The organism is Bradyrhizobium ottawaense, from assembly GCF_002278135.3.
Classification (GTDB): Bacteria; Pseudomonadota; Alphaproteobacteria; order Rhizobiales; family Xanthobacteraceae; genus Bradyrhizobium; species Bradyrhizobium ottawaense.
Window position 1 is genome coordinate 4,826,133 of the sequence record NZ_CP029425.2, and the last position, 19,481, is coordinate 4,845,613.

The following is a 19,481-nucleotide window of genomic DNA, read 5'->3' on the forward strand; positions in this document are numbered from 1 at the left end:
AGTGACGCAGGGTCGACATCTGGGAGGAGCGGAAACTGGCCGTTAACGCCAGCTGCGCCCTCAGCGCGACCAGGATTTCCGGGGCGACAGGCTGGCGACGTATTTCGGGCCGTTCCGCGTGCTCCATGGCCGCAATCAGCCCCGAGAGCCAAAGCCGGCTACCCGCCTCGCTCCGCCAAATCTGGTGCTGCCGTTCTGGCCGCATCGCCTGCCTCGTTCCCTGTTGACGGATCGCGGGAGACAATTCCCTCCCCCGCCTGCCTGTTCCCGTCTTACCCCCGAAAGATTCCGGGGAGATGTGATCCAATTCACATAAGTCTGGTCGGGCCTGGCTTAGACCGTCGCCATGAGCAAAGAGACCCAAACCTCATTCGACGTGCAGGACGACCTCCGCACCGATTACGCCCTGATCGTTACCGGCGTCGGGGCGGCTCTGGTGGCGCTGGTCTACCTCCTGCTGGTCTGAAGGCGAGCCCAAAGCCGCCAGCGTGCGTCATTTCGCGCGCTTCTGGATTCGTCTGCGCGCCAATCCATTAGGTTCATGCCATAAGGTTCATGGTTGCGGGATTTTTCCATGGCGCCGTCGCGGCCGCTTCCTGGCCGGGCGAGTTCCGCAAAAATCCGTCAAGCGCGACGCGTGCTGCGAGCGCTAATCATCCACCATTTTAACTGAGCGGTTGATAGCGGTCAGCTTTCGCTTCCGCTTTGCACCGAGGCGGCGCTTTATCCCGGCCCCGCATCCGCCCAAGAAAATTGCTAAGCACGTCCGACCATGGCCCTGACTGATTCGAACGTCCTCAAACTCGCACCCGAGCCCGGCACTCCCGCCTACCGGAGCGCGCCGCATAATATCGAAGCGGAACAGAGCCTTCTGGGCGCGATCCTGGTCAACAACGATGCGTTCTACCGTGTCTCCGACTTCCTCGAGCCGAAGCATTATTTCGAGCCGCTGCACCAGACCATCTACGAGACCGCCGGCAGCCTGATCCGGATGGGCAAGATCGCCACGCCCGTGACGCTGAAGACGTTCCTGCCCGCCGACACCGACGTCGGCGGTATGACCATCGGGCAGTATCTGGCGCGCCTCGCGGCGGAAGCGACCACCATCATCAATGCTCAGGACTACGGCCGCACCATCTATGACCTGGCGCTGCGTCGCGACCTCATCGGCATCGGCGAGGACATGGTCAATGTCGCCTATGACGCCCCGGTCGATTTCGCGCCGCGGGCGCAGATCGAGGATGCCGAGCGCCGCCTCTACGAACTCGCCGAGTCCGGCCGCTATGACGGCGGATTCCAGAAATTCTCGCAGGCGCTGGCGGTCGCGGTCGATCTCGCTGCAAAGGCGTTCCAGCGCGACGGCAAGCTGTCGGGCATCTCGACGGGCATGCGGGACCTCGACACCAAGATGGGTGGCCTGCAGCACTCCGACCTCATCATCGTCGCGGGCCGTCCCGGCATGGGCAAGACCTCGCTGGCCACCAACATCGCCTACAATGTCGCGCAAGCCTATGTTCCGGAACTCCAGGCCGACGGCACCACGAAGGCCGCCAATGGCGGCGTCATCGGCTTCTTCTCCTGCGAAATGTCGTCCGACCAGCTCGCCACGCGTATCGTGGCCGAGCGCACCGGCGTTCCCTCCTCCCACATCCGCCGCGGTGGCATCTCGGAAGCCGATTTCGAAAAGATCCGGGAGGTCTCGATCGAGCTGCAATCGCTGCCTTTCTATGTCGACGCGACCGGCGGCCTGTCGATCGCGCAGCTGATGGCGCGCGCCCGCCGGCTGAAGCGGCAGAAGGGCCTCGATCTGCTCGTGATCGACTACATCCAGCTGCTGTCGGGCTCGGGCAAGCGGAGCGATAATCGCGTGCAGGAAATCACGGAGATCACGACCAGCCTGAAGGCGCTCGCCAAGGAGCTCAACGTTCCGATCATCGCGCTGTCCCAGCTCTCACGCCAGGTCGAATCCCGCGACGACAAACGGCCGCAGCTCTCCGACTTGCGTGAATCCGGATCAATCGAGCAGGACGCCGACGTCGTGCTGTTCGTGTATCGCGAGGAATATTACCTCGCCATGAAGGAACCGCGCCCGGGCACGCCTGAACACGAGAAGTGGCAGCTCGATATGAGTCTTGCGCACGGCAAGGCCGAGGTCATCATCGGCAAGCAGCGCCACGGCCCGACAGGCACCGTTGACTTGGCCTTCGAGGCCTCGATCACGCGGTTCGGCGACCTCGCGCCTGACAGTCAGTTGCCGGCTCGCAGCGGCAACGACTACTGAGTTCCTTGAACAGGACCGGCCTCTTGCGTAAAACGACGCCATGACAATGGCGTCCGACCCGAAAACCATCTCACAATCCGGCCTTCTCTCCGCGGAGGCCAACCAGGCTGCCGCGCTCGCTGCCTATGGCGGCGTGCTGACCGTCGATCTCGACGCCATCATTGCCAATTGGCGCAAGCTCGAGAAGACGGCGGTGCCGGCTGAGTGTTCGGCGGTGATCAAGGCCGACGCCTATGGCTGCGGCGCCGCCGAGGTCGCGCGTGCGCTGAGCAAGGCCGGCTGCAAGACCTTTTTCGTCGCCACCATCGAGGAAGCGCGCAAGGTGCGCGCAGCCGTGCCGGAGCCCACGATCTACGTGCTCGGCGGCTATTTCCAGAATACCGGCGAGCACTACGCCAAGATCAATTGCCGTCCTGTCATCGGCGACCTCAACGAGCTCGCCGAGTGGGACGTGTTCTGCCGCCGCACCGGCTGGACCGGGGGCACGGCCGTTCACATCGACACCGGCATGAACCGGCTCGGCCTGACGCTGTCGGAAGCGCAGGCCATCATCCCCCGCATCAATGCCGGCGATCACGGCATCACGCTGGTGATGAGCCATCTGGTCTCGGCCGAGCAGCTCAACAGCCCCGTGAACGCCAAGCAGCTCGCTTCCTTCCGCGGCATCGCCAGCGAATTCTCCGGCGTGCCGGCGGCGCTCGCCAATTCCTCCGGCATCTTCCTCGGCGCGCCCTTCCAGTTCGATATGGTGCGGCCGGGCGCTGCGCTCTACGGCGTCAACCCGACGCCGGAGGCCGACAATCCGATGCAGCCGGTGGTCGACCTCAAGGCGCGCATCGTGCAGATCCGCACTGTCGAGCGCGGCGAGACCGTCGGCTATGGCGGCACCTGGACCGCGCGGCGGCCGACAAAGCTCGCGATCATCGCGGTCGGTTATGCCGACGGCTATTTCCGCGCCGCCAGCTCCAATGACGGCACCCGCGGCGCCGAGGTCATCGTCGCCGGCAAGCGCTGCCCCGTCGCCGGCCGCGTCTCCATGGATCTGATCGCGATCGACATCACCGATCTGCCGCCGAATGCAGCGCGGCGCGGCCACATGGTGACGCTGCTCGGCGAAGGCATCACCGTCGACGAGCTCGCGCATCATTTCGGCACCATCGGCTATGAGGTGCTGACCAGCCTCGGCCACCGCTACGCCCGCCTCTACAAGGGCGGCAATGTGGAGGAACCGCTGGTGAAGCCGGAGCCAGCGCAGGCCGCCGAGCAACCGCCCTCCCCGCCGCCAATCGAGCAGCCGGCAGCCCCGCCGCCGCTGCCGGGCTGAACTATCGCGCCCGGACGCGGCGTAATGCGCTGCTGAGCCGGGGCCCATCTCTCTACAGCGCACCGTGTCGCTGTCTGGGTCCCGGCTCGCGCTACGCGCGTCCGGGACACGGAAGGGATCGCTTACTTCTTCTTCCTGTTGTCCAGCGCCGCCTTGCAGGTCGCGCTGAGCTGGTCGCGCTTGTCGGTGAGGCAGGCGACGACGCGCCCTCCACCCGGCGCGATGCCGGCGCAGAATTTGTCATAGTCTGCCTTGCACGCACCGCGCGGGTCGGACGATTGTGCCGACGCGGCCCCGGAGAACGCGAGGGCGACGACGATGGCGGCAAAGTTCAACTTGGACATTGTATCTCCGGGTACGAAAGGCAGGAGCCGGTAGCTCTACATGAAGATCGCGACATTCAACATCAACAACGTCAACCGCCGCCTGCCCAATCTGTTGGCATGGCTGCGCACGGCAAAGCCCGATGTCGTCGCGCTTCAGGAATTGAAGGCAAGTGATGGCGAATTTCCGGCGGCCGCGATCGAAAAGACCGGCTATGGCGCGGTGTGGCGCGGACAGAAGACCTGGAATGGTGTCGCGATCCTCGCCCGCAATGCAGAGCCCATTCTGACCCGCGACCGCTTGCCTGGAAAACCCAGCGATCTCGAAGCCCGCTATCTCGAAGCCGCCGTGCGCGGGATCATCGTCACCAGCATCTATCTGCCGAACGGCAATCCGCAACCGGGGCCGAAATTCGACTTCAAGCTCGACTGGTTCGCGCGCCTCAAGCGCCACGCCAAGAGCCTCATCAAGCAGGATCTGCCCGTCGTGCTCGCCGGCGACTACAACGTCGCGCCTAAAGTGATCGACATCTATCCGACGCGCTCATGGGACAAGGATGCGCTGATCCAGCCGAAGAGCCGGGCAGCCTTTGCCTCGCTCGTCGAGCAAGGCTGGTGCGATGCGATCCGCGAGCTGCATCCGGACCAGCGCATCTACACGTTCTGGGACTACAAGCGGAACCGCTGGCCGCGCGATGCGGGGCTGCGGCTCGATCATCTCCTGCTCAGCCCAGCCCTCGCCCCGCGCCTGGCCAAGGCCGGCGTCGACAAGAAGGTCCGCGGCGAGGATGGCGCCAGCGATCACGCGCCGGCATGGGTGGTGTTGAAATAGCAGAAGTGCCGTAGGTGGGCAAAGCGAAGCGTGCCCACCAAACTCGTTTACGGAGACAGACGGTGGGCACGGCGCAAGTGCGCCTTTGCCCACCCTGCGATCACCCGAGTTCAGCGCCCATAATAGTCCTGCACCGTGTCCCATGCCGCCTTTTGCAGAAGCTGCGCCGTCCCCGCATCCAGCCCCAAAGTGTAGGCATTGTCGACAGGCGAGCGGCCTGTCAACGCGGCAAACGTCACGCATGCCGCAAGATAGGTGCCCGCCGGACTCGGATGCCGCTTGTCCAGCGCATACAGATTGAGCTCCGGCCGCAGCTTGCGCACCCGCGCGAAGGCAAGACCTGCAGGAATGACCAACGCATCGTTGGCATTGCCTGCGATCGTGTAGGCCTCGGCCAACGATTCCGTCATCTCCGGCTTGTCGGCATAGGCCCAGGACATGAACAGCACCGGCCGCATGCCGTGCACGCGAACGATCTCGCTGTCCTTCTTCGCGAAAGTCGCGAACGCGTCCTTCAATTGCGGATGGATCGGGCACTGGCTGCAATCCATCATCACGACGGCGTCGTACTGCCGGCCTGGCTTGTTGAAGATGACGTTGTTCTGCTCGTCGAAGGAATACGCGCCGAGGCCGCCCGGCCGCAGCAGATTGTCCATGTCGTGCCAATCGAGGCCGGAGCCGCCGATCGTCACCATGGTGTTGCGGTACACCGCCTTGTTCGCGGGATCCACCGCCCGCTCCATGAAGGTGAGATGCCCGGGCATGCCGTTGTTGTAGTAGAAGAAGCTGTTGCCGACGAACAGCGCTGCCTTGGGGAAGTCCGGTCCGAGCGAAGTCACCTTCGGCCTGGTCTGCGCCTGGACATTGAAGCCGGCTGCAACGGCGAGACACATTGCGAGCATGACTCGCGCAAAAAGACGCATCATGGCTTCCTCCCCTTTTCTCCAGGGCCGGAACCAAATCAGCTTTTCAAAATGGCCTCAAGAGCGCGAACGTGCCGCGGACATCTGCGCATGCATGCTCACCACAAGTTCTTGCCGTCAATCATGTTGACCGGCACCGCCTCCAGATCGAAATCGTCGAACAGGCGCACATTCACCGCGACCTTGGGATTGTCGAAATCGGGCTTGCCGGTCGACCAGTCCGGCGACTCCGAATAAGTGCCGCAGCCGCAGCTTGCACAAAAATGATGTTTGATGGTGCGGCTACCCCACAAATAGGTCGCAACGTTCTCCGCGGGTGACAGCAGACGAAACTGCGCCGGCGTGTAATAGGCCCACAACGCGCCGCGCTTGGCGCAGAGCGTGCAGGTGCAGCGCGTCACGCTCGAGGGCGCCTCCGTCACCTCGAACACCGTCTCACCGCCATGACAGCTTGCCTCGATCGGCATGACCCGCTCCCCGTTGTGTCAGAGGTGGGGCATAGCCGGCCCCTGCTGCCAACATGCTGTCAGCAGCACAACGCCTCAACCAAAATATGAAAAACATCCCCCTGCACAGTAGCTGACCGCAGTCGGATCAATGAGTTACTGACTCCGCAATTCGACCTGCCTCCCGTCGGGCAAAACACCGACACGATGCCACCGTCGGGGATTCCGCCGGCAGGAGGACTCTTCAGATCGCCCCTTCGTCAGGAATATTGAGAACGGTGCCACAGGCCTTGCAATGCACGGCGTCGGCATCGTGCCTCTGGAGTCCGCAAGCGGGGCACGGAAATCGCACCTTGTGGGGACTGAGGAGCGCGCGTGCGAGATTGAAGAACAGTGTAACCCCGAAGATCATGATCACGACGGTGATGAGACGACCGAGCGTGCCCGGCAGGGTAATGTCGCCAAAGCCGGTCGTCGTCAGTGCCGTGACCGTGAAATACAGCGCATCGGCATAGTTGTGGATCTCATTGTTGCGAAACTTCTGAGTCTCGTAGACGATCCCCGTCATGACGAATATGAAAACGGCGAGGTTCGTCACCGCGAAGATGACCTCTTCGTTGCGACGAAAGAACGGAGAATCGATGCGGAGCCTCGCCAGCATCTGGTAGTCGCGAAGCAGCCCCAGCGTTCGCAGGATCCGGAGAAAGCCGCCCGCCTCGCCGGCAAGCGGTGCCAGGAAAGATACGATCGCCACCATGTCAGCCCAGGTCGCAATCTGACGGAACTTCCGAAGAGGATGCCGACCGACGAGGAGCCGTGCCGAGAAATCGGCAAGCAGAAGCATGCCGAACAAAACGTCGAGCGTCTCGATGATCTCACTGGGAGGCAGGAACGAGGTTGCAATGATGAACAGCACCGTCACGATATCGAAGGCAAGCAGCGCGTAGCGGAAGCGCACGCCGCCCGGCGTTGCGCCCTCGTAAAGGCGACGGACATCGCTTCTGAGAGAATTGAGAGTCACGGCATCATGATCGCGGTTTGCACGGATGATGGCAACTCGGAGAGCGCGCCGCAAGATCGAACCCGATCGCTGCCATCTTTGGCCGAACAGGAGAAGGGTTGCCAACCCTGAGCGACTGGACGGTGTCCGACACGAAAGCCATGGTTGCGCCAGTTTCGCGATAATTTCTTAGCCCACCTGATCTATTCCGAGATTATTCGCGGTGCGAATTATTCTGATCGCTGCGATGTCGCTCGCCTGCATTGGTGCCGCACAGGCGCAGAACGTGACGTTCAAGCGTTTCCGAAACTCCGACCCGCAATGGGTGTCAGTATCGCTGCGAGGATCGTCCGCTGAGTTGAAGCCGACGCGATCGACATTGTTGCGGATGTCGGATCGGTAACTCGTCGTTGTCGAGAATGAACGTCTTCGTCGAATAGGTGCTGCCAAGGTCGATGTGGAGATAGTCGAGCTTCGCCGTCCAGTTTGCCGCGAGCGCCGCCTCGATGCCGCCCCGACGACCCGATCACGGACTGGGCGATGTCGACATCGACGGCCAAAAGCGGCTCCCGGTGGACTAAGGCCGGAACCGAGGCCGGCTTGAGAGCCGAGCCTCTTGACCTCAGCCATTGGTCAGCATACTGGTCTGACCAAGATCAGACCAGTGGGACGGGAATGGAGCTCAAGCGGGCCACCGAAGGCGAAAAAGGGTTCGAGAAGGTGTTCGCCTTCCTGCGCGAACGCCTGCTCGCCGGCTCGCTCAAGCCCGGCGACCGCCTCATCTCGGAACGCGAGCTGGCAACTCTCCTCGGCGTCAGCCGGCCGATCGTCCGCGAGGCACTGCGTGCCCTCACCGTGCTCGGCATCGTCGAGATCCGCGATCGCATCGGCACCGTGGTGACCCGGCCGGACGTGTCGGTGCTGAACGACTTCTTCACCTTCGCGCTCGCCCAGCAGGCGGACATGCTCGACGACGTCATGCAGGCGCGCGTCGCGATCGAATGCCAGGCGATCCGCCTCGCCTGCGAGCGTGCCAACATTGCAGATTTCGAGCGCCTGCAGCGCGCGCTCGCGAAGATCGGCGAGACGATCGACGAGGCCGATGCCGGCGGCATGGCCGATTTCGACTTCCACCGTGCCATCGTCGTCGCCTCGCATTCGGAGACACTGACGGTCCTGCATGGTTCGTTGGCCGGCCTCTTGACCCATTCGCATCGCAGCCGCCGTGAGCTGGTGCAGGCCTTCCCGTCGATGAAGACCTATCTGATCGACGATCACCGCCGCATCTTCGAGGCCGTGATTGCGCGCGACCCGGAGCGGGCGGACGCGACGCTGCGCAAGCATTTCGCCATCGGCGACGAGTACCGGCGGCGCGCCATCGTCGGCGACATCGACAAGACCAGCGCCTCGGGATGATCGCGGCAGCGCGGTCAACCAAGAAGCCAATCAACCAAGAAACGGACTTATTACATGGGACGGAACGACAAGGGCAGTGTCGGCTTCATCGGCATCGGCACGATGGGCCGAGAGATGGTGCGCAACTTGCTGATGGCCGGCCACGCAGTTCGCGTGTTCGATCTCGACGAGGCGGCACTGGCCGACAGCGCCAGGGAAGGCGCTGCTCGTGCCAAGAGTCCAGCCGATGCCGCGCAAGGCGCCGACATCGTCATCACCATGCTGCCCGACACGCCCCATGTCGAGGCGACCATTTACGGCGAGCACGGCCTGCTGAAGTCGCCGCCATCAGGCAAGCTCGTCGTCGACATGAGCACGATTTCGCCAGTCGCCGTCCGCCGCATCCATGCCGACCTGCAAAAGATCGGCGTCGGCTTCATCGACGCGCCGGTCTCCGGCGGGCCGGTTGGCGCCAAGAATGCCGCGCTCTCGATCATGGCCGGCGGCGATGCGGACGCCTTTGCGCAGGCCGAGCCGTTCTTCCGTGCGATGGGCACCACCATCACGCATGTCGGCGCGTCCGGCGCCGGCCAGACCGTCAAGCTCTGCAACCAGCTGATCTGCGGCATCAACATCCAGGCGATTTGCGAGGCGCTGGCGCTTGGCCGCGCTTCGGGCCTCGATCTCAATCTGCTGCGCCGGGTGCTGCTCGGTGGCTCCGCGGCCTCCTGGATGCTCGACAAGCTCGGCCCCCAGATGATCGCAGGCGACGTCTCCGCCGGCTTCCGGATCGATCTCCAGCTCAAGGACCTCCGCCTGGTCCAGGAGCACGCGCAGGCGCTCAGCGTGCCGCTCCCCGGCACCGCGCTCGTGACCAGCCAGTATGTCGATGCGCGCGCGCACGGCGAAGGAAGCAACGGCAACCAGGCGCTGTTCCGCGTCTACGACCGCATGACCAACCAGACAACCGGCTGAACGGGTGGCGATGAGCCTTCAACTCGACTTCCCCGCAGTGCTGGAGCGTTGGCCGAGCTTTCTCGCCGGCGCCGTCCTCACGCTGGAGCTTGCCGCCTTCGCGACGGTGCTCGGCGCCCTCCTCGGCACGCTCGCGGCGGTCGGGCGCGGAACGCACAACGCGCTGATATCAGGCGCCTGCAAGGCCTATGTCGAGACCATCCGCAACACGCCGCTCTTGGTTCAGATCTTCCTGGTCTATTTCGGCCTGGCCAGTCTGGGGCTGAAATTCTCCGCTTTCACGGTGGCCGTGGCCGCGCTGACGATCAACGTCGGCGCCTACACCGCCGAGATCATGCGCGCCGGCTTCGAGGCGATCCCGCGGGGACAGATCGAGGCGGCCGAGGGCCTGGCGCTGTCGCGCCTCCAGATCTACTGGCACATCATCCTGCTGCCGGCGATCGAGAAGGTCTATCCGGCGTGGACCAGCCAGTTCGTGCTGCTGATGCTGGCCTCTTCGGTCTGCTCGCAGATCTCGGCCGAGGAGCTCACCGCCGTCGCCAACTACATCCAGTCGGATACGTATCGCGCGTTCGAGACCTACATCATCGTCGCCGTGCTCTACGTCATCCTGTCGCTGGTGATGCGCGCCGGCTTCTGGGGCCTCGGCCTCGTGCTGTTTCCGCGCCGTCGCCGGCTCGGCACGCCGTTGTGAGATGATCATGGGCGGACATCTCAACATCAATCATCTGATGTTCCTCGGCCAGGGCGCGCTGTGGACCATTGGCTTGTCGGTGATCGCGCTGATCGGCGGCGGCATCGTCGGTTTCGTGATCGCGCTCGCGCGGATATCGCCGCTGAAATCGGTGCGGATTGCCAGCGCCGTCTATGTCCAGCTCATCCAGGGCACGCCGCTACTCGTCATCCTGTTCCTCGGCTATTTCGGTCTCGCCGCGATCGGCCTCAAGGTCTCGCCGCTCGCTGCTGCCGGCGCCTCGCTGACGCTGTACGTCGCCGCCTATCTCGGCGAGATCTGGCGCGGCTGCATCCAGTCCGTGCCGAAGCCGCAATGGGAGGCCGCCGAAGGCCTGGCGCTGAGCCGGACCCAGCGCATGATGAAAGTTATCCTGCCGCAGGCCATTCGCATCGCGACGCCGCCCACCGTCGGCTTCATGGTGCAGATCGTCAAGAACACCTCGCTCGCCTCCGTCGTCGGCTTCGTCGAGCTGATGCGCTCGGGGCAGATCGTCAACAACTCGCTGTTCGAGCCCTTCGCCATCTACGCCATCATCGCCGTCATCTATTTCGCCATGTGCTATCCGCTGTCGCTGTTCAGCCAGAGGCTGGAACGGCGGATGGGGCGTGGCAGATCCAACCTCGCGCCGGCCTGACATGCAACAGAACCCCTCCTCCGACTCAATCGTGTCGCTCCGCGACGTGCAAAAGAGCTTTGGCTCGCTCCGGGTCCTCGATGGCGTCAGCTTCGCAGTCGAGCGCGGCGAAGTGCTGGCGCTGATCGGCCGCTCAGGCTCCGGCAAGAGCACGGCGCTGCGCTGCATCGACCGTTTCGAGAAGGTCGACGGCGGCGAGATCGTCGTTTGCGGGCATCGGGTCGACCGTCCCGACGTCGATCTGCGCGCGCTGCGCCAGGACGTCGGTATCGTGTTCCAGAGCTATAATCTGTTTCCACACCTGACGATCGAGCAGAACATCACGCTGGCGCCCTGCGCCGTAAAGGGCCTGGCGAATTCGCAGGCCAAGGACCTCGCGCGAAAGGTGCTGGCGCAGGTCGGGCTCGAAGAGAAGCTGCACGCCTATCCCGAGCAATTGTCGGGCGGCCAGCAGCAGCGCGCCGCGATCGCGCGCTCGCTCGCCATGCAGCCGAAGGTGATGCTGTTCGACGAGGTCACCTCTGCGCTCGACCCCGAACTCACCGCCGAAGTACTGAAGGTGATCGAGCAGCTGGCGGCGGACGGCATGACCATGGTGATGGTCACGCACGAGATGGGCTTTGCCAAAGGCATCGCCGACCGGATCGTGTTCATGCATCGCGGCAAGGTTCACGAGACCGGCCCCGCCTCGATCCTGACATCGCCGACGACGCCGGAGCTCACGCAATTCGTGGGCACCGGAAATCTAAAATCATAACAGGGAGAGGAGAACTAGGGATGACCAACAAGACACTGCTGGGGACCGCCGCCGCGCTGCTCGGCCTCGTCATTTTATCCGCCACGCCGGCATCGGCCGACCTGCTCGACGACGTGATGAAGGCCAAGAAGATTCGCATTTCAACCGATCTTGCGATTCCGCCCTCGGGCATGATGGATTCCAGCATGAAGCCGACCGGCTCCGACGTCGAGGTGGCTCAGTTGCTCGCCAAGGACTGGGGCCTCGAGCTCGAATTCATCCAGACCACCGGCGCGACCCGCATCCCGAACGTCTTGACCGGCAAGGCCGACATCATCATCTCGACCCTGTCGGTGACGCCCGAGCGCGCCAAGGTCATCGACTTCACCAAGCGCTATGCGACGCTGCAGTCCGACGTCGGCTGCCTCAAGTCGATGAACGTCAAGGACTGGCCCGACCTGAAAGGCAAGACCATCGGCGTCTCGCGCGGGACCACGCAGGATACCACCCTGTCCAACATGAAGGACAAGGAGCTGACGATCGCCCGCTATGACGACGACGCCACGGAAGTCACCGCGGCCGTCTCCGGTCAGGTCGATTGCGTCGGCACGTCGGCCACGATCATCAACCAGATCGGCGTCAAGAATCCCGCCCGCATCTTCGAGTCGAAGATTCCGCTCGCAACCTTCGACCTCGCCATCGGCCTGAAGAAAGGCGAGCAGCGCCTGATGGACAAGCTCAACGGCTGGATCACCGAGAACGTCAAGAACGGCAAGCTCAACGCGATCTACAAGAAATTCCACGGGGTCGAGCTGCCGCCCGACATGCGTAGCTGAACGAAAGAGAAGCCGTGACAGCCGCTTTCCGGTTGTCACGGTCAATGAAAAATCAAGAAGGACACCACATGCGTCTCGTCATCGGATCCGACCACGCCGGCTGGCCGCTCAAGCAGACCGTTATCGACCACATCCGCAAGCTCGGCCACGACATCGTCGATGTCGGCTCCCATGACGACAAGCCGGTGGACTTCCCCGACATCGCGCGGGCCGTGGCGCAGAAGGTGACGTCGGGCGAAGCCGCACGCGGCATCATGGTGTGCGGCACCGGCGTCGGCGCCTCGATCGCGGCCAACAAGATGAAGGGCATCCGCGCCGCGGTCTGTCACGACGTTCATTCCGCCCATCAGAGCGTCGAGCACGACGACGTCAACGTCATGTGCATCGGCGCGCAGATCGTCGGCGCCTGGCTCGCCGTGGATCTCGTCTCGTCCTACCTCTCCGCGGAGTTCTCGACCGACGAGGATTTCCGCCGTCGGGTCGAGAAACTGCGCGTCATGGACGAGCAAGGCTGAGGGCCTCTCCACCATGATCCTGGTGTTCGGGTCGCTCAACATCGACCTCGTCGCGAAGGTCCCGATCATTCCAGGCCCCGGCCGGACGGTGCTCGCGCCGTCCTACCAGACGCATTTCGGCGGCAAGGGCGCCAACCAGGCCGTTGCCGCCGCGCGGATCGCGGGACCGGGACAAGTCCGGATGGCGGGCCGCGTCGGCCGGGACGGGTTTGGCAACAGCGCGATCGAGAACCTCCGGGCCAACGAAGTCGACACCGGCCTCGTCGTCGGGGCCGACGAGCCGACCGGCTGCGCCTTTATCACGGTCGACCAGGCCGGCGAGAATGCGATCACGGTCGCAAGCGGCGCCAACATGGCCGCGAATGCCGGGGATCTCCCGGCCAGGCTGTTTGGTCCCGACACGGTGCTGGTGCTTCAGATGGAAGTGCCCTTCGCGCAGGCGCTCGAGGCTGCGCGCAGGACGACATTGGCCGCCGGCACCGTCGTCTGGAATCTCGCGCCCGTCCCGGAGAGGATGACCCGCGAGATGGTGACAAAGCTTCTTGCCGTGACCGACCATCTCCTCGTCAACGAGCACGAGGCGCTGGACGCCGCCGGCGCCATCGACCTCGCTACGTCCAGTTACGAGGCGGCTGCCGCGGACCTCGCCAGGGCCGGCGACCTCACCTGCATCGTGACCGCCGGTGCGCAAGGCGCGCTGGCCGTGACGGCCGACGGCACCCGCCTGCGTGCGCCCGCCCCGTGCATCACGCCGGTGGACACGACCGGCGCTGGCGACACCTTTGTCGGCGCGTTTGCGGCCATGCTCGGTGAAGGCGCGTCGCTGCCGCGTGCGCTCGAGGTGAGCTGCGAAGCCGCCGCATTGAAATGTCTCAAGGCCGGCGCCCAGACCGGCATGCCGATGCGTAGCGCAATAGGTTCCCTCGCCTAGCACGAATCGCCCATATCGCTGCCCGCAGCTAAACTCTCCCGATTCGTGGAGAGCGTTTTGGCCTTCCTCTTCGTCCTCATCGTCGGCCTCGTCGCCGGCACCATTTCAGGCATCGTGGGCACCGGCTCGTCGATCATGCTGATGCCGGTGCTGGTCTATGCCTATGGGCCGAAGGAAGCGGTGCCGATCATGGCGGTCGCGTCCGTGATGGCGAACTTTTCGCGGATCCTGGCCTGGTGGCGAGAGGTCGACTGGCGGGCCTGCGCGGCCTATTCGGTCACGGGCATTCCGGCCGCCGTGCTCGGCGCACGGACGCTGCTGGCGCTGCCTTCGCATGCGGTGGACCTCGCCATCGGCATCTTCCTGATCGCGATGGTGCCGGTGCGGCACTGGCTGGCGCGGCACGACCTCAAGGCCAATCTCTGGCATCTGGCGATCGGCGGCGCCGTGATCGGCTATCTCACCGGCATCGTGGTCTCGACCGGCCCGCTCAGCGTGCCGCTGTTCCTGTTCTACGGACTCAGCAAGGGCGCTTTCCTCGCCACCGAGGCGGCCTCCTCGCTCGGCCTCTATTTCGCGAAATCCGTGACCTTCGAGCGTTTCGGCGCGCTGACCGGCGATGTCTTCATGAAGGGTCTGATCGCGGGCGCCTCGCTGATGTCGGGCGCCTTCATCGCAAAGCGCTTCGTGCTGCACCTGAAGCCGGACGTGTTCCGCCTGGTGATGGACGCGATCATGGTCGCGGCCGGGCTCTCCATGCTATGGAACGCGACGCAATCTCCCTGAGCACGATTGACGCCCCATGGCCAAGAACACGCTTTCCTTCGTCTGCCAGAACTGCGGCGCGGCCTATAACCGCTGGCAGGGCAAGTGCGAATCCTGCGGCGAGTGGAATACGCTTGCCGAGGAGGACACCAGCGGCAGCATCCCCGTCTCGATCCGCTCCAAGCGTAAGGGACGGACGTTTGCGCTGGAGAGCCTGTCGGGGAAAACCCAGGATGCGCCGCGCCTGTCCTCAGGGATGACCGAGCTCGACCGCGTCACCGGCGGCGGCTTCGTGCGCGGCTCGGTGCTGCTGGTCGGCGGCGATCCCGGCATCGGCAAGTCGACATTGCTGACGCAGGCCACCAGCATGATGGCACGCGCCGGCCACCGCATCGTCTACATCTCCGGCGAAGAGGCGGTCGCGCAGGTGCGCCTGCGCGCCGAACGGCTCGGGCTGTCGGATGCGCCGGTGCAGCTCGCCGCCGAGACCTCGGTCGAGGACATCGTCTCGACGCTGTCCGAGGGCGCGGTCCCGCGGTTGATCGTGATCGATTCGATCCAGACCATGTGGACCGACACGGTGGAATCCGCGCCGGGCACGGTGACCCAGGTGCGCGCCTCGGCGCAGGCGCTGATCCGCTTTGCGAAGAAAACCGGTGCGGCCATCATCCTGGTCGGCCATGTCACCAAGGACGGCCAGATCGCCGGCCCCCGCGTGGTCGAGCACATGGTCGACGCCGTGCTGTCGTTCGAGGGCGAAGGCTCGCAGCAGTTCCGCATCCTGCGCGCCGTGAAGAACCGTTTTGGCCCGACCGACGAGATCGGCGTGTTCGAAATGACGGGCCTTGGCCTGCGCGAGGTCACCAATCCCTCCGAGCTGTTCCTGTCCGAGCGTGATCTCGGCACGCCCGGCACCGCAGTGTTCGCGGGCATCGAGGGCACGCGGCCCGTCCTGGTCGAATTGCAGGCGCTGGTGGCGCCGACCTCGCTCGGCACCCCGCGACGGGCCGTGGTGGGCTGGGATCAGAGTCGGCTCTCGATGGTGCTGGCGGTGCTGGAGGCCCATTGCGGGGTCAAGCTGTCGGGCCACGACGTCTATCTGAACGTGGCGGGAGGCCTGCGCATCCACGAGCCCGCGGCCGACATGGCCGCCGCGGCCGCGCTGGTGTCCTCCCTGGTTAACGCGCAGTTACCCACGGATGCGGTCTATTTCGGCGAGATTTCACTTTCTGGCGTGATCCGGCCGGTGGCGCAGACCCCGGCCCGGCTCAAGGAGGCGGTCAAGCTGGGCTTCAAGCGCGCCGTGCTGCCCGAATCGGCCCGAGGCGGGGATGCCGGCGGTGACGCCGGACTGTCCCTGAACGCGGTCAACAGCCTGACGACATTGGTCGCAGAGATTGCCGCCAAGGGCTCGCGCCGGGGCGAATCGAACGCGCCGGCAGAGAAAAATGCCACACCGGCAAGATTCCGCCGTGGAGAGGGTTAGGTGGAGGTGACGCCGGAGGCCCCCGCCGCTATACAGCCGTCACAAAAGCAGCATGGGATTGCGTGGTTGCGGCCTTGCCGGGAACGCCGTCTGCCCCTCTTTTAGGGCAGCGGCCAAACACCGATTCGCTAGAGCACCTTCGACGTACGAGCGGACCAGACCAGCCGATGCCAGTAACACTCCTCGACCTGATCCTGCTCGGTGTGATGCTGATCTCGGGCCTGCTCGCGATGGTCCGCGGCTTCATGCGCGAAATCCTGTCGATCGCGGCCTGGGGCGCCGCGGCGATCGTGACGCTGTACTCCTTCTCAAAGCTGCTGCCGACCGCCAAGAGCTATTTCAACAACGATACCGTCGCGAGCGTGGTCGTCGTCGCCGGCGTTTTCGTCGGCACCCTGGTCGTGGTCTCCGTGATCACGGTCCGGATCTCCGACATGATCCTGGATTCCAGGATCGGCGCGCTGGACCGCACCCTCGGCTTCCTGTTTGGCCTGGCTCGCGGGCTTTTGATCGTCGTGGTCGCCTTCCTGTTCTTCACCTGGCTGGTTCCGGACAAGCAGCGCCCGGACTGGGTGACGGGGGCCAAATCCCGCGTTGTGCTCCAGGGAACCGGGGATTGGCTAATGGCCCTCTTGCCTGACGACCCCGAGAACACCATCTTGAAGAGATTCAAGAAAAACAAACCAGATGATGATCAAGCTGAATCCGAGCAGCAGCCTTCGGGCAGTGGCGACGGATACAGTAAACCTGCTCGTGACAGTTTGAAGAAACTGATCGAGAAACCTGCGGCGCGTTGATTGCCCTTAAAGAGAGGCGCGGACGAGATGCGACACCCTGACCAGGACGCCCAACTTGATCTCGATCCAAACGCCGGCCCAAGCCCGGCCGCTCTAGAGGTTCAGGACGACCTGGAAGGAGATACGCTGCGCGAGGAATGCGGCGTCTTCGGCATCTATGGTCACCCGGACGCCGCCGCCATCACCGCGCTTGGTCTGCACGCCCTTCAGCACCGTGGCCAGGAAGCCGCCGGCATCGTCTCCTACGACGGCAGCCGCTTCCACAGTGAACGCCGCCTCGGCCTCGTCGGCGACACCTTCTCCCGCCGCGAAGTGATCGACCGCCTCCCCGGCAATATGGCCGTCGGCCATGTCCGCTACTCCACCACCGGCGCCACCATCCTGCGCAACGTGCAGCCGCTGTTCGCCGAGCTCAATGCCGGCGGTCTGGCGGTCGCCCATAACGGCAACCTCACCAACGGCCTGACGCTGCGCCGCGAGCTGGTGCGCCACGGCGCCATGATGCAGTCGACCACCGACACCGAGGTGATCCTGCATCTGGTCGCGCGCTCCAGGCGCAGCCGCTTCATCGAGCGCTACATCGACGCGCTGCGCGAGATCGAGGGTGCCTATGCGCTGGTCTCGCTGACCAACAAGAAGCTGGTCGGCGCGCGCGATCCGCGTGGCATCCGCCCGCTGGTGCTCGGCGAGCTCGACGGCTGCCCGATCCTGACCTCGGAGACCTGCGCGCTCGACATCATCGGCGCGCGCTTCATCCGCGACATCGAGCCGGGCGAAGTCATCGTGTTCGACGAGAACGGCCAGGACATCCACAAGCCGTTCCCGCCGATGGCCCCGCGTCCCTGCATCTTCGAATACATCTATTTCGCCCGTCCGGACTCCATCGTCCACGGCCGCTCGGTCTACGAGGTCCGCAAGGCCTTCGGTGCGCAGCTCGCGCGCGAGAGCCACGTGCCGATCGACGTCGTCGTGCCGGTGCCGGATTCCGGCGTGCCCGCCGCGGTCGGCTACAGCCAGCATTCGGGCGTGCCGTTCGAGCTCGGCATCATCCGCAACCACTATGTCGGCCGCACCTTCATCCAGCCGACGCAGGCGATCCGCGAATCCGGCGTGCGCATGAAGCATTCGGCCAACCGCGCCGCGATCGAAGGCAAGCGCATCATCCTGATCGACGACTCGCTGGTGCGCGGCACCACCTCGAAGAAGATCGTGCGCATGATGCGCGATGCCGGCGCCAAGGAAGTGCACTTCCGGCTCGCTTCGCCCCCGATCCTCTATCCCGATTATTACGGCATCGACCTGCCCGATCGCGGCGGCCTCCTGGCCGCGACGCATTCCCTGGAGGAGATGCGCGAGATCATCGGCGCAGACTCGCTCGCCTTCCTGTCCATCGACGGCATGTACCGCGCCATGGGCGAGCCCGGCCGCGACCCCGCCAATCCGAAATTCTCGGATCACTGCTTTACCGGGGCCTATCCGACCCACCTCACCGACCAGACCCAGACCGAGCAGCAGCCGCGACAGCTGTCTCTGCTGGCGGAGGCGAGCTGACGGCGCAGCCGTCATCCCGGGGCGATGCGAAGCATCGAGCCCGGGATCTCGAGATTCCCCGATGCGCGATTGCGCATCTGAGGTCTGGTGCTTCGCACCATCCCGGAAATGACAGATGCGGATGGGGGCTTGTCCCGGCCAGCCACGCCTGTAAAACCCCGCCATGACAAAACCCTTCGCTGATCGCATCGCTCTCGTCACCGGCGCCTCGCGCGGCATCGGCTATGCCACCGCGATCGCGGTCGCCAAAGCCGGCGCGCATATCGTGGCGGTGGCGCGCACGCAGGGCGGGCTGGAAGAGCTCGACGACGAGATCCGGAAAGTCGGCGGCAGTGCCACGCTGGTACCGCTCAACCTCACCGATTCCGACGGTATCGCGCGTCTCGGCGCCGGCCTGCACGAACGCTACCGCAAGCTCGACATCCTGGTCGGAAATGCCGGCGTGCTCGGCCCCTCTTCGCCGATCGGTCATATCGAGCTGAAGACCTTCACCGACGTGATGGCCCTCAACGTCTCCGCGAACTTCCAGCTGATCCGCTGCATGGAGCCGCTGCTGAAGCAGTCCGATGCCGGCCGCGCCGTGTTCATCACCTCGGGCGCCGCCAACAAGGCGACCGCCTATATCAGCCCCTACGCGGCGTCCAAGGCCGCACTGGAAACACTCGCCCGCGCCTGGGCGCAGGAGACCGCCAACACGAAGCTGCGCATCAATCTGTTCAACCCCGGCCCGGTCCGCACCCGCATGCGCGCAACCCTGATGCCGGGCGAAGACCCCGCGACGCTGGATACGCCGGAGCAGGTCGCCGAATTCATCGTGCCGATGTGCGCGCCTGACTGGACCGAGACCGGCAAGTTCTACGACTACAAGACGCGCAGCCTGATGAGCTTCCGCTCGCCTGCGTAATTTCCTTGCCTGATTGACTTGACTGCCTCCCCGCGATTGACTGCCCGCGCGCAAGCGGCAGCAAGCCGCGCGCCAAAAAATGGAGGTTGCC

General features: G+C 64.6%; 20 protein-coding genes. 16 read left to right on the forward strand and 4 right to left on the reverse strand.

The annotated features are described in order from the left end of the window. Nucleotides 1-772: 772 nt before the first annotated feature. Together CIT37_RS23210 and alr are read left to right on the forward strand one after the other, a co-directional pair. Complete coding sequence (locus CIT37_RS23210) at nt 773-2,281, forward strand: replicative DNA helicase (protein WP_028145035.1); 1,509 nt, start codon at nt 773-775, stop codon at nt 2,279-2,281. Nucleotides 2,282-2,327: 46 nt separating this feature from the next. Further along, nucleotides 2,328-3,605, forward strand: a complete 1,278-nt coding sequence (alr, locus tag CIT37_RS23215; protein ID WP_028145036.1) for an alanine racemase — start codon at nt 2,328-2,330, stop codon at nt 3,603-3,605. 122 nt (nt 3,606-3,727) lie between these two features. Here alr and CIT37_RS23220 read toward each other — a convergent pair whose 3' ends face one another. Then, nucleotides 3,728-3,949 carry a cysteine rich repeat-containing protein gene (locus tag CIT37_RS23220; protein ID WP_028145037.1) on the reverse strand — a complete coding sequence of 74 codons (222 nt, stop codon included), beginning with the start codon at nt 3,947-3,949 and terminating at the stop codon, nt 3,728-3,730. Between the two features lie 40 nt (nt 3,950-3,989). Here CIT37_RS23220 and CIT37_RS23225 point away from each other — a divergent pair, with 40 nt between their 5' ends. Further along, nucleotides 3,990-4,760 carry an exodeoxyribonuclease III gene (locus CIT37_RS23225; RefSeq protein WP_095424739.1) on the forward strand — a complete coding sequence of 257 codons (771 nt, stop codon included), beginning with the start codon at nt 3,990-3,992 and terminating at the stop codon, nt 4,758-4,760. Between the two features lie 110 nt (nt 4,761-4,870). Here CIT37_RS23225 and CIT37_RS23230 read toward each other — a convergent pair whose 3' ends face one another. From CIT37_RS23230 to CIT37_RS23240, 3 genes are all read right to left on the reverse strand, one after another. Next, nucleotides 4,871-5,686, reverse strand: coding sequence for an SGNH/GDSL hydrolase family protein (locus tag CIT37_RS23230; RefSeq protein ID WP_028145039.1), 816 nt, complete (start codon nt 5,684-5,686; stop codon nt 4,871-4,873). Between the two features lie 95 nt (nt 5,687-5,781). Next, entirely contained in the window at nt 5,782-6,150 is a 369-nt protein-coding gene (locus CIT37_RS23235; RefSeq protein ID WP_028145040.1) for a GFA family protein, read from the reverse strand. A gap of 223 nt (nt 6,151-6,373) precedes the next feature. Continuing rightward, on the reverse strand, nt 6,374-7,150 hold the full coding sequence (locus CIT37_RS23240; protein ID WP_028145041.1) for a potassium channel family protein: 777 nt from the start codon (nt 7,148-7,150) through the stop codon (nt 6,374-6,376). 654 nt (nt 7,151-7,804) lie between these two features. Here CIT37_RS23240 and CIT37_RS23245 point away from each other — a divergent pair. From CIT37_RS23245 to CIT37_RS23305, 13 genes are all read left to right on the forward strand, one after another. Then, nucleotides 7,805-8,545 (forward strand): FadR/GntR family transcriptional regulator, encoded by a 741-nt coding sequence (locus CIT37_RS23245; RefSeq protein ID WP_018317590.1) that lies wholly within the window; start codon nt 7,805-7,807, stop codon nt 8,543-8,545. Nucleotides 8,546-8,599: 54 nt separating this feature from the next. Continuing rightward, complete coding sequence (locus tag CIT37_RS23250; protein WP_095424738.1) at nt 8,600-9,499, forward strand: NAD(P)-dependent oxidoreductase; 900 nt, start codon at nt 8,600-8,602, stop codon at nt 9,497-9,499. A 10-nt stretch (nt 9,500-9,509) separates the two neighbouring features. After that, a complete protein-coding gene (locus tag CIT37_RS23255; protein WP_095424737.1) occupies nt 9,510-10,193 on the forward strand; it encodes an amino acid ABC transporter permease in 684 nt (227 codons plus the stop codon). A gap of 7 nt (nt 10,194-10,200) precedes the next feature. Further along, nucleotides 10,201-10,869, forward strand: a complete 669-nt coding sequence (locus CIT37_RS23260) for an amino acid ABC transporter permease (protein ID WP_026201880.1) — start codon at nt 10,201-10,203, stop codon at nt 10,867-10,869. Between the two features lies 1 nt (nt 10,870). Next, nucleotides 10,871-11,626 carry an amino acid ABC transporter ATP-binding protein gene (locus tag CIT37_RS23265; RefSeq protein ID WP_028145044.1) on the forward strand — a complete coding sequence of 252 codons (756 nt, stop codon included), beginning with the start codon at nt 10,871-10,873 and terminating at the stop codon, nt 11,624-11,626. 20 nt (nt 11,627-11,646) lie between these two features. Beyond that, nucleotides 11,647-12,441: a transporter substrate-binding domain-containing protein gene (locus CIT37_RS23270; RefSeq protein WP_028145045.1), complete on the forward strand. Its 795-nt coding sequence runs from the start codon at nt 11,647-11,649 to the stop codon at nt 12,439-12,441. A 68-nt stretch (nt 12,442-12,509) separates the two neighbouring features. Further along, nucleotides 12,510-12,956, forward strand: coding sequence for a ribose 5-phosphate isomerase B (gene rpiB / locus CIT37_RS23275; protein WP_018317596.1), 447 nt, complete (start codon nt 12,510-12,512; stop codon nt 12,954-12,956). Nucleotides 12,957-12,969: 13 nt separating this feature from the next. Continuing rightward, on the forward strand, nt 12,970-13,887 hold the full coding sequence (locus tag CIT37_RS23280; RefSeq protein WP_095424736.1) for a ribokinase: 918 nt from the start codon (nt 12,970-12,972) through the stop codon (nt 13,885-13,887). 57 nt (nt 13,888-13,944) lie between these two features. Beyond that, a complete protein-coding gene (locus CIT37_RS23285; protein WP_095424746.1) occupies nt 13,945-14,673 on the forward strand; it encodes a sulfite exporter TauE/SafE family protein in 729 nt (242 codons plus the stop codon). 16 nt (nt 14,674-14,689) lie between these two features. Further along, the gene (gene radA / locus CIT37_RS23290; RefSeq protein WP_038946489.1) at nt 14,690-16,138 is read left to right on the forward strand and encodes a DNA repair protein RadA; all 1,449 of its coding nucleotides are present in this window, start codon (nt 14,690-14,692) and stop codon (nt 16,136-16,138) included. A 167-nt stretch (nt 16,139-16,305) separates the two neighbouring features. Next, entirely contained in the window at nt 16,306-16,935 is a 630-nt protein-coding gene (locus tag CIT37_RS23295) for a CvpA family protein (RefSeq protein WP_028145049.1), read from the forward strand. A 27-nt stretch (nt 16,936-16,962) separates the two neighbouring features. After that, nucleotides 16,963-18,486: an amidophosphoribosyltransferase gene (gene purF / locus CIT37_RS23300; protein ID WP_028145050.1), complete on the forward strand. Its 1,524-nt coding sequence runs from the start codon at nt 16,963-16,965 to the stop codon at nt 18,484-18,486. 163 nt (nt 18,487-18,649) lie between these two features. Next, nucleotides 18,650-19,390 (forward strand): SDR family NAD(P)-dependent oxidoreductase, encoded by a 741-nt coding sequence (locus CIT37_RS23305; RefSeq protein ID WP_095424735.1) that lies wholly within the window; start codon nt 18,650-18,652, stop codon nt 19,388-19,390. Nucleotides 19,391-19,481 lie beyond the last annotated feature (91 nt).

Bases quoted from the DNA above. Each gene is read 5' to 3' on its own strand.
- CIT37_RS23220 (WP_028145037.1), bottom strand. From the start codon at position 3,949: ATGTCCAAGTTGAACTTTGCCGCCATCGTCGTCGCCCTCGCGTTCTCC.
- CIT37_RS23265 (WP_028145044.1), top strand. From the start codon at position 10,871: ATGCAACAGAACCCCTCCTCCGACTCAATCGTGTCGCTCCGCGACGTG.
- radA (WP_038946489.1), top strand. From the start codon at position 14,690: ATGGCCAAGAACACGCTTTCCTTCGTCTGCCAGAACTGCGGCGCGGCC.
- CIT37_RS23225 (WP_095424739.1), top strand. From the start codon at position 3,990: ATGAAGATCGCGACATTCAACATCAACAACGTCAACCGCCGCCTGCCC.
- CIT37_RS23250 (WP_095424738.1), top strand. From the start codon at position 8,600: ATGGGACGGAACGACAAGGGCAGTGTCGGCTTCATCGGCATCGGCACG.
- CIT37_RS23245 (WP_018317590.1), top strand. From the start codon at position 7,805: ATGGAGCTCAAGCGGGCCACCGAAGGCGAAAAAGGGTTCGAGAAGGTG.
- CIT37_RS23270 (WP_028145045.1), top strand. From the start codon at position 11,647: ATGACCAACAAGACACTGCTGGGGACCGCCGCCGCGCTGCTCGGCCTC.
- CIT37_RS23305 (WP_095424735.1), top strand. From the start codon at position 18,650: ATGACAAAACCCTTCGCTGATCGCATCGCTCTCGTCACCGGCGCCTCG.
- rpiB (WP_018317596.1), top strand. From the start codon at position 12,510: ATGCGTCTCGTCATCGGATCCGACCACGCCGGCTGGCCGCTCAAGCAG.
- CIT37_RS23210 (WP_028145035.1), top strand. From the start codon at position 773: ATGGCCCTGACTGATTCGAACGTCCTCAAACTCGCACCCGAGCCCGGC.
- alr (WP_028145036.1), top strand. From the start codon at position 2,328: ATGGCGTCCGACCCGAAAACCATCTCACAATCCGGCCTTCTCTCCGCG.
- CIT37_RS23235 (WP_028145040.1), bottom strand. From the start codon at position 6,150: ATGCCGATCGAGGCAAGCTGTCATGGCGGTGAGACGGTGTTCGAGGTG.
- CIT37_RS23260 (WP_026201880.1), top strand. From the start codon at position 10,201: ATGGGCGGACATCTCAACATCAATCATCTGATGTTCCTCGGCCAGGGC.
- purF (WP_028145050.1), top strand. From the start codon at position 16,963: ATGCGACACCCTGACCAGGACGCCCAACTTGATCTCGATCCAAACGCC.
- CIT37_RS23255 (WP_095424737.1), top strand. From the start codon at position 9,510: ATGAGCCTTCAACTCGACTTCCCCGCAGTGCTGGAGCGTTGGCCGAGC.
- CIT37_RS23280 (WP_095424736.1), top strand. From the start codon at position 12,970: ATGATCCTGGTGTTCGGGTCGCTCAACATCGACCTCGTCGCGAAGGTC.
- CIT37_RS23230 (WP_028145039.1), bottom strand. From the start codon at position 5,686: ATGATGCGTCTTTTTGCGCGAGTCATGCTCGCAATGTGTCTCGCCGTT.
- CIT37_RS23295 (WP_028145049.1), top strand. From the start codon at position 16,306: ATGCCAGTAACACTCCTCGACCTGATCCTGCTCGGTGTGATGCTGATC.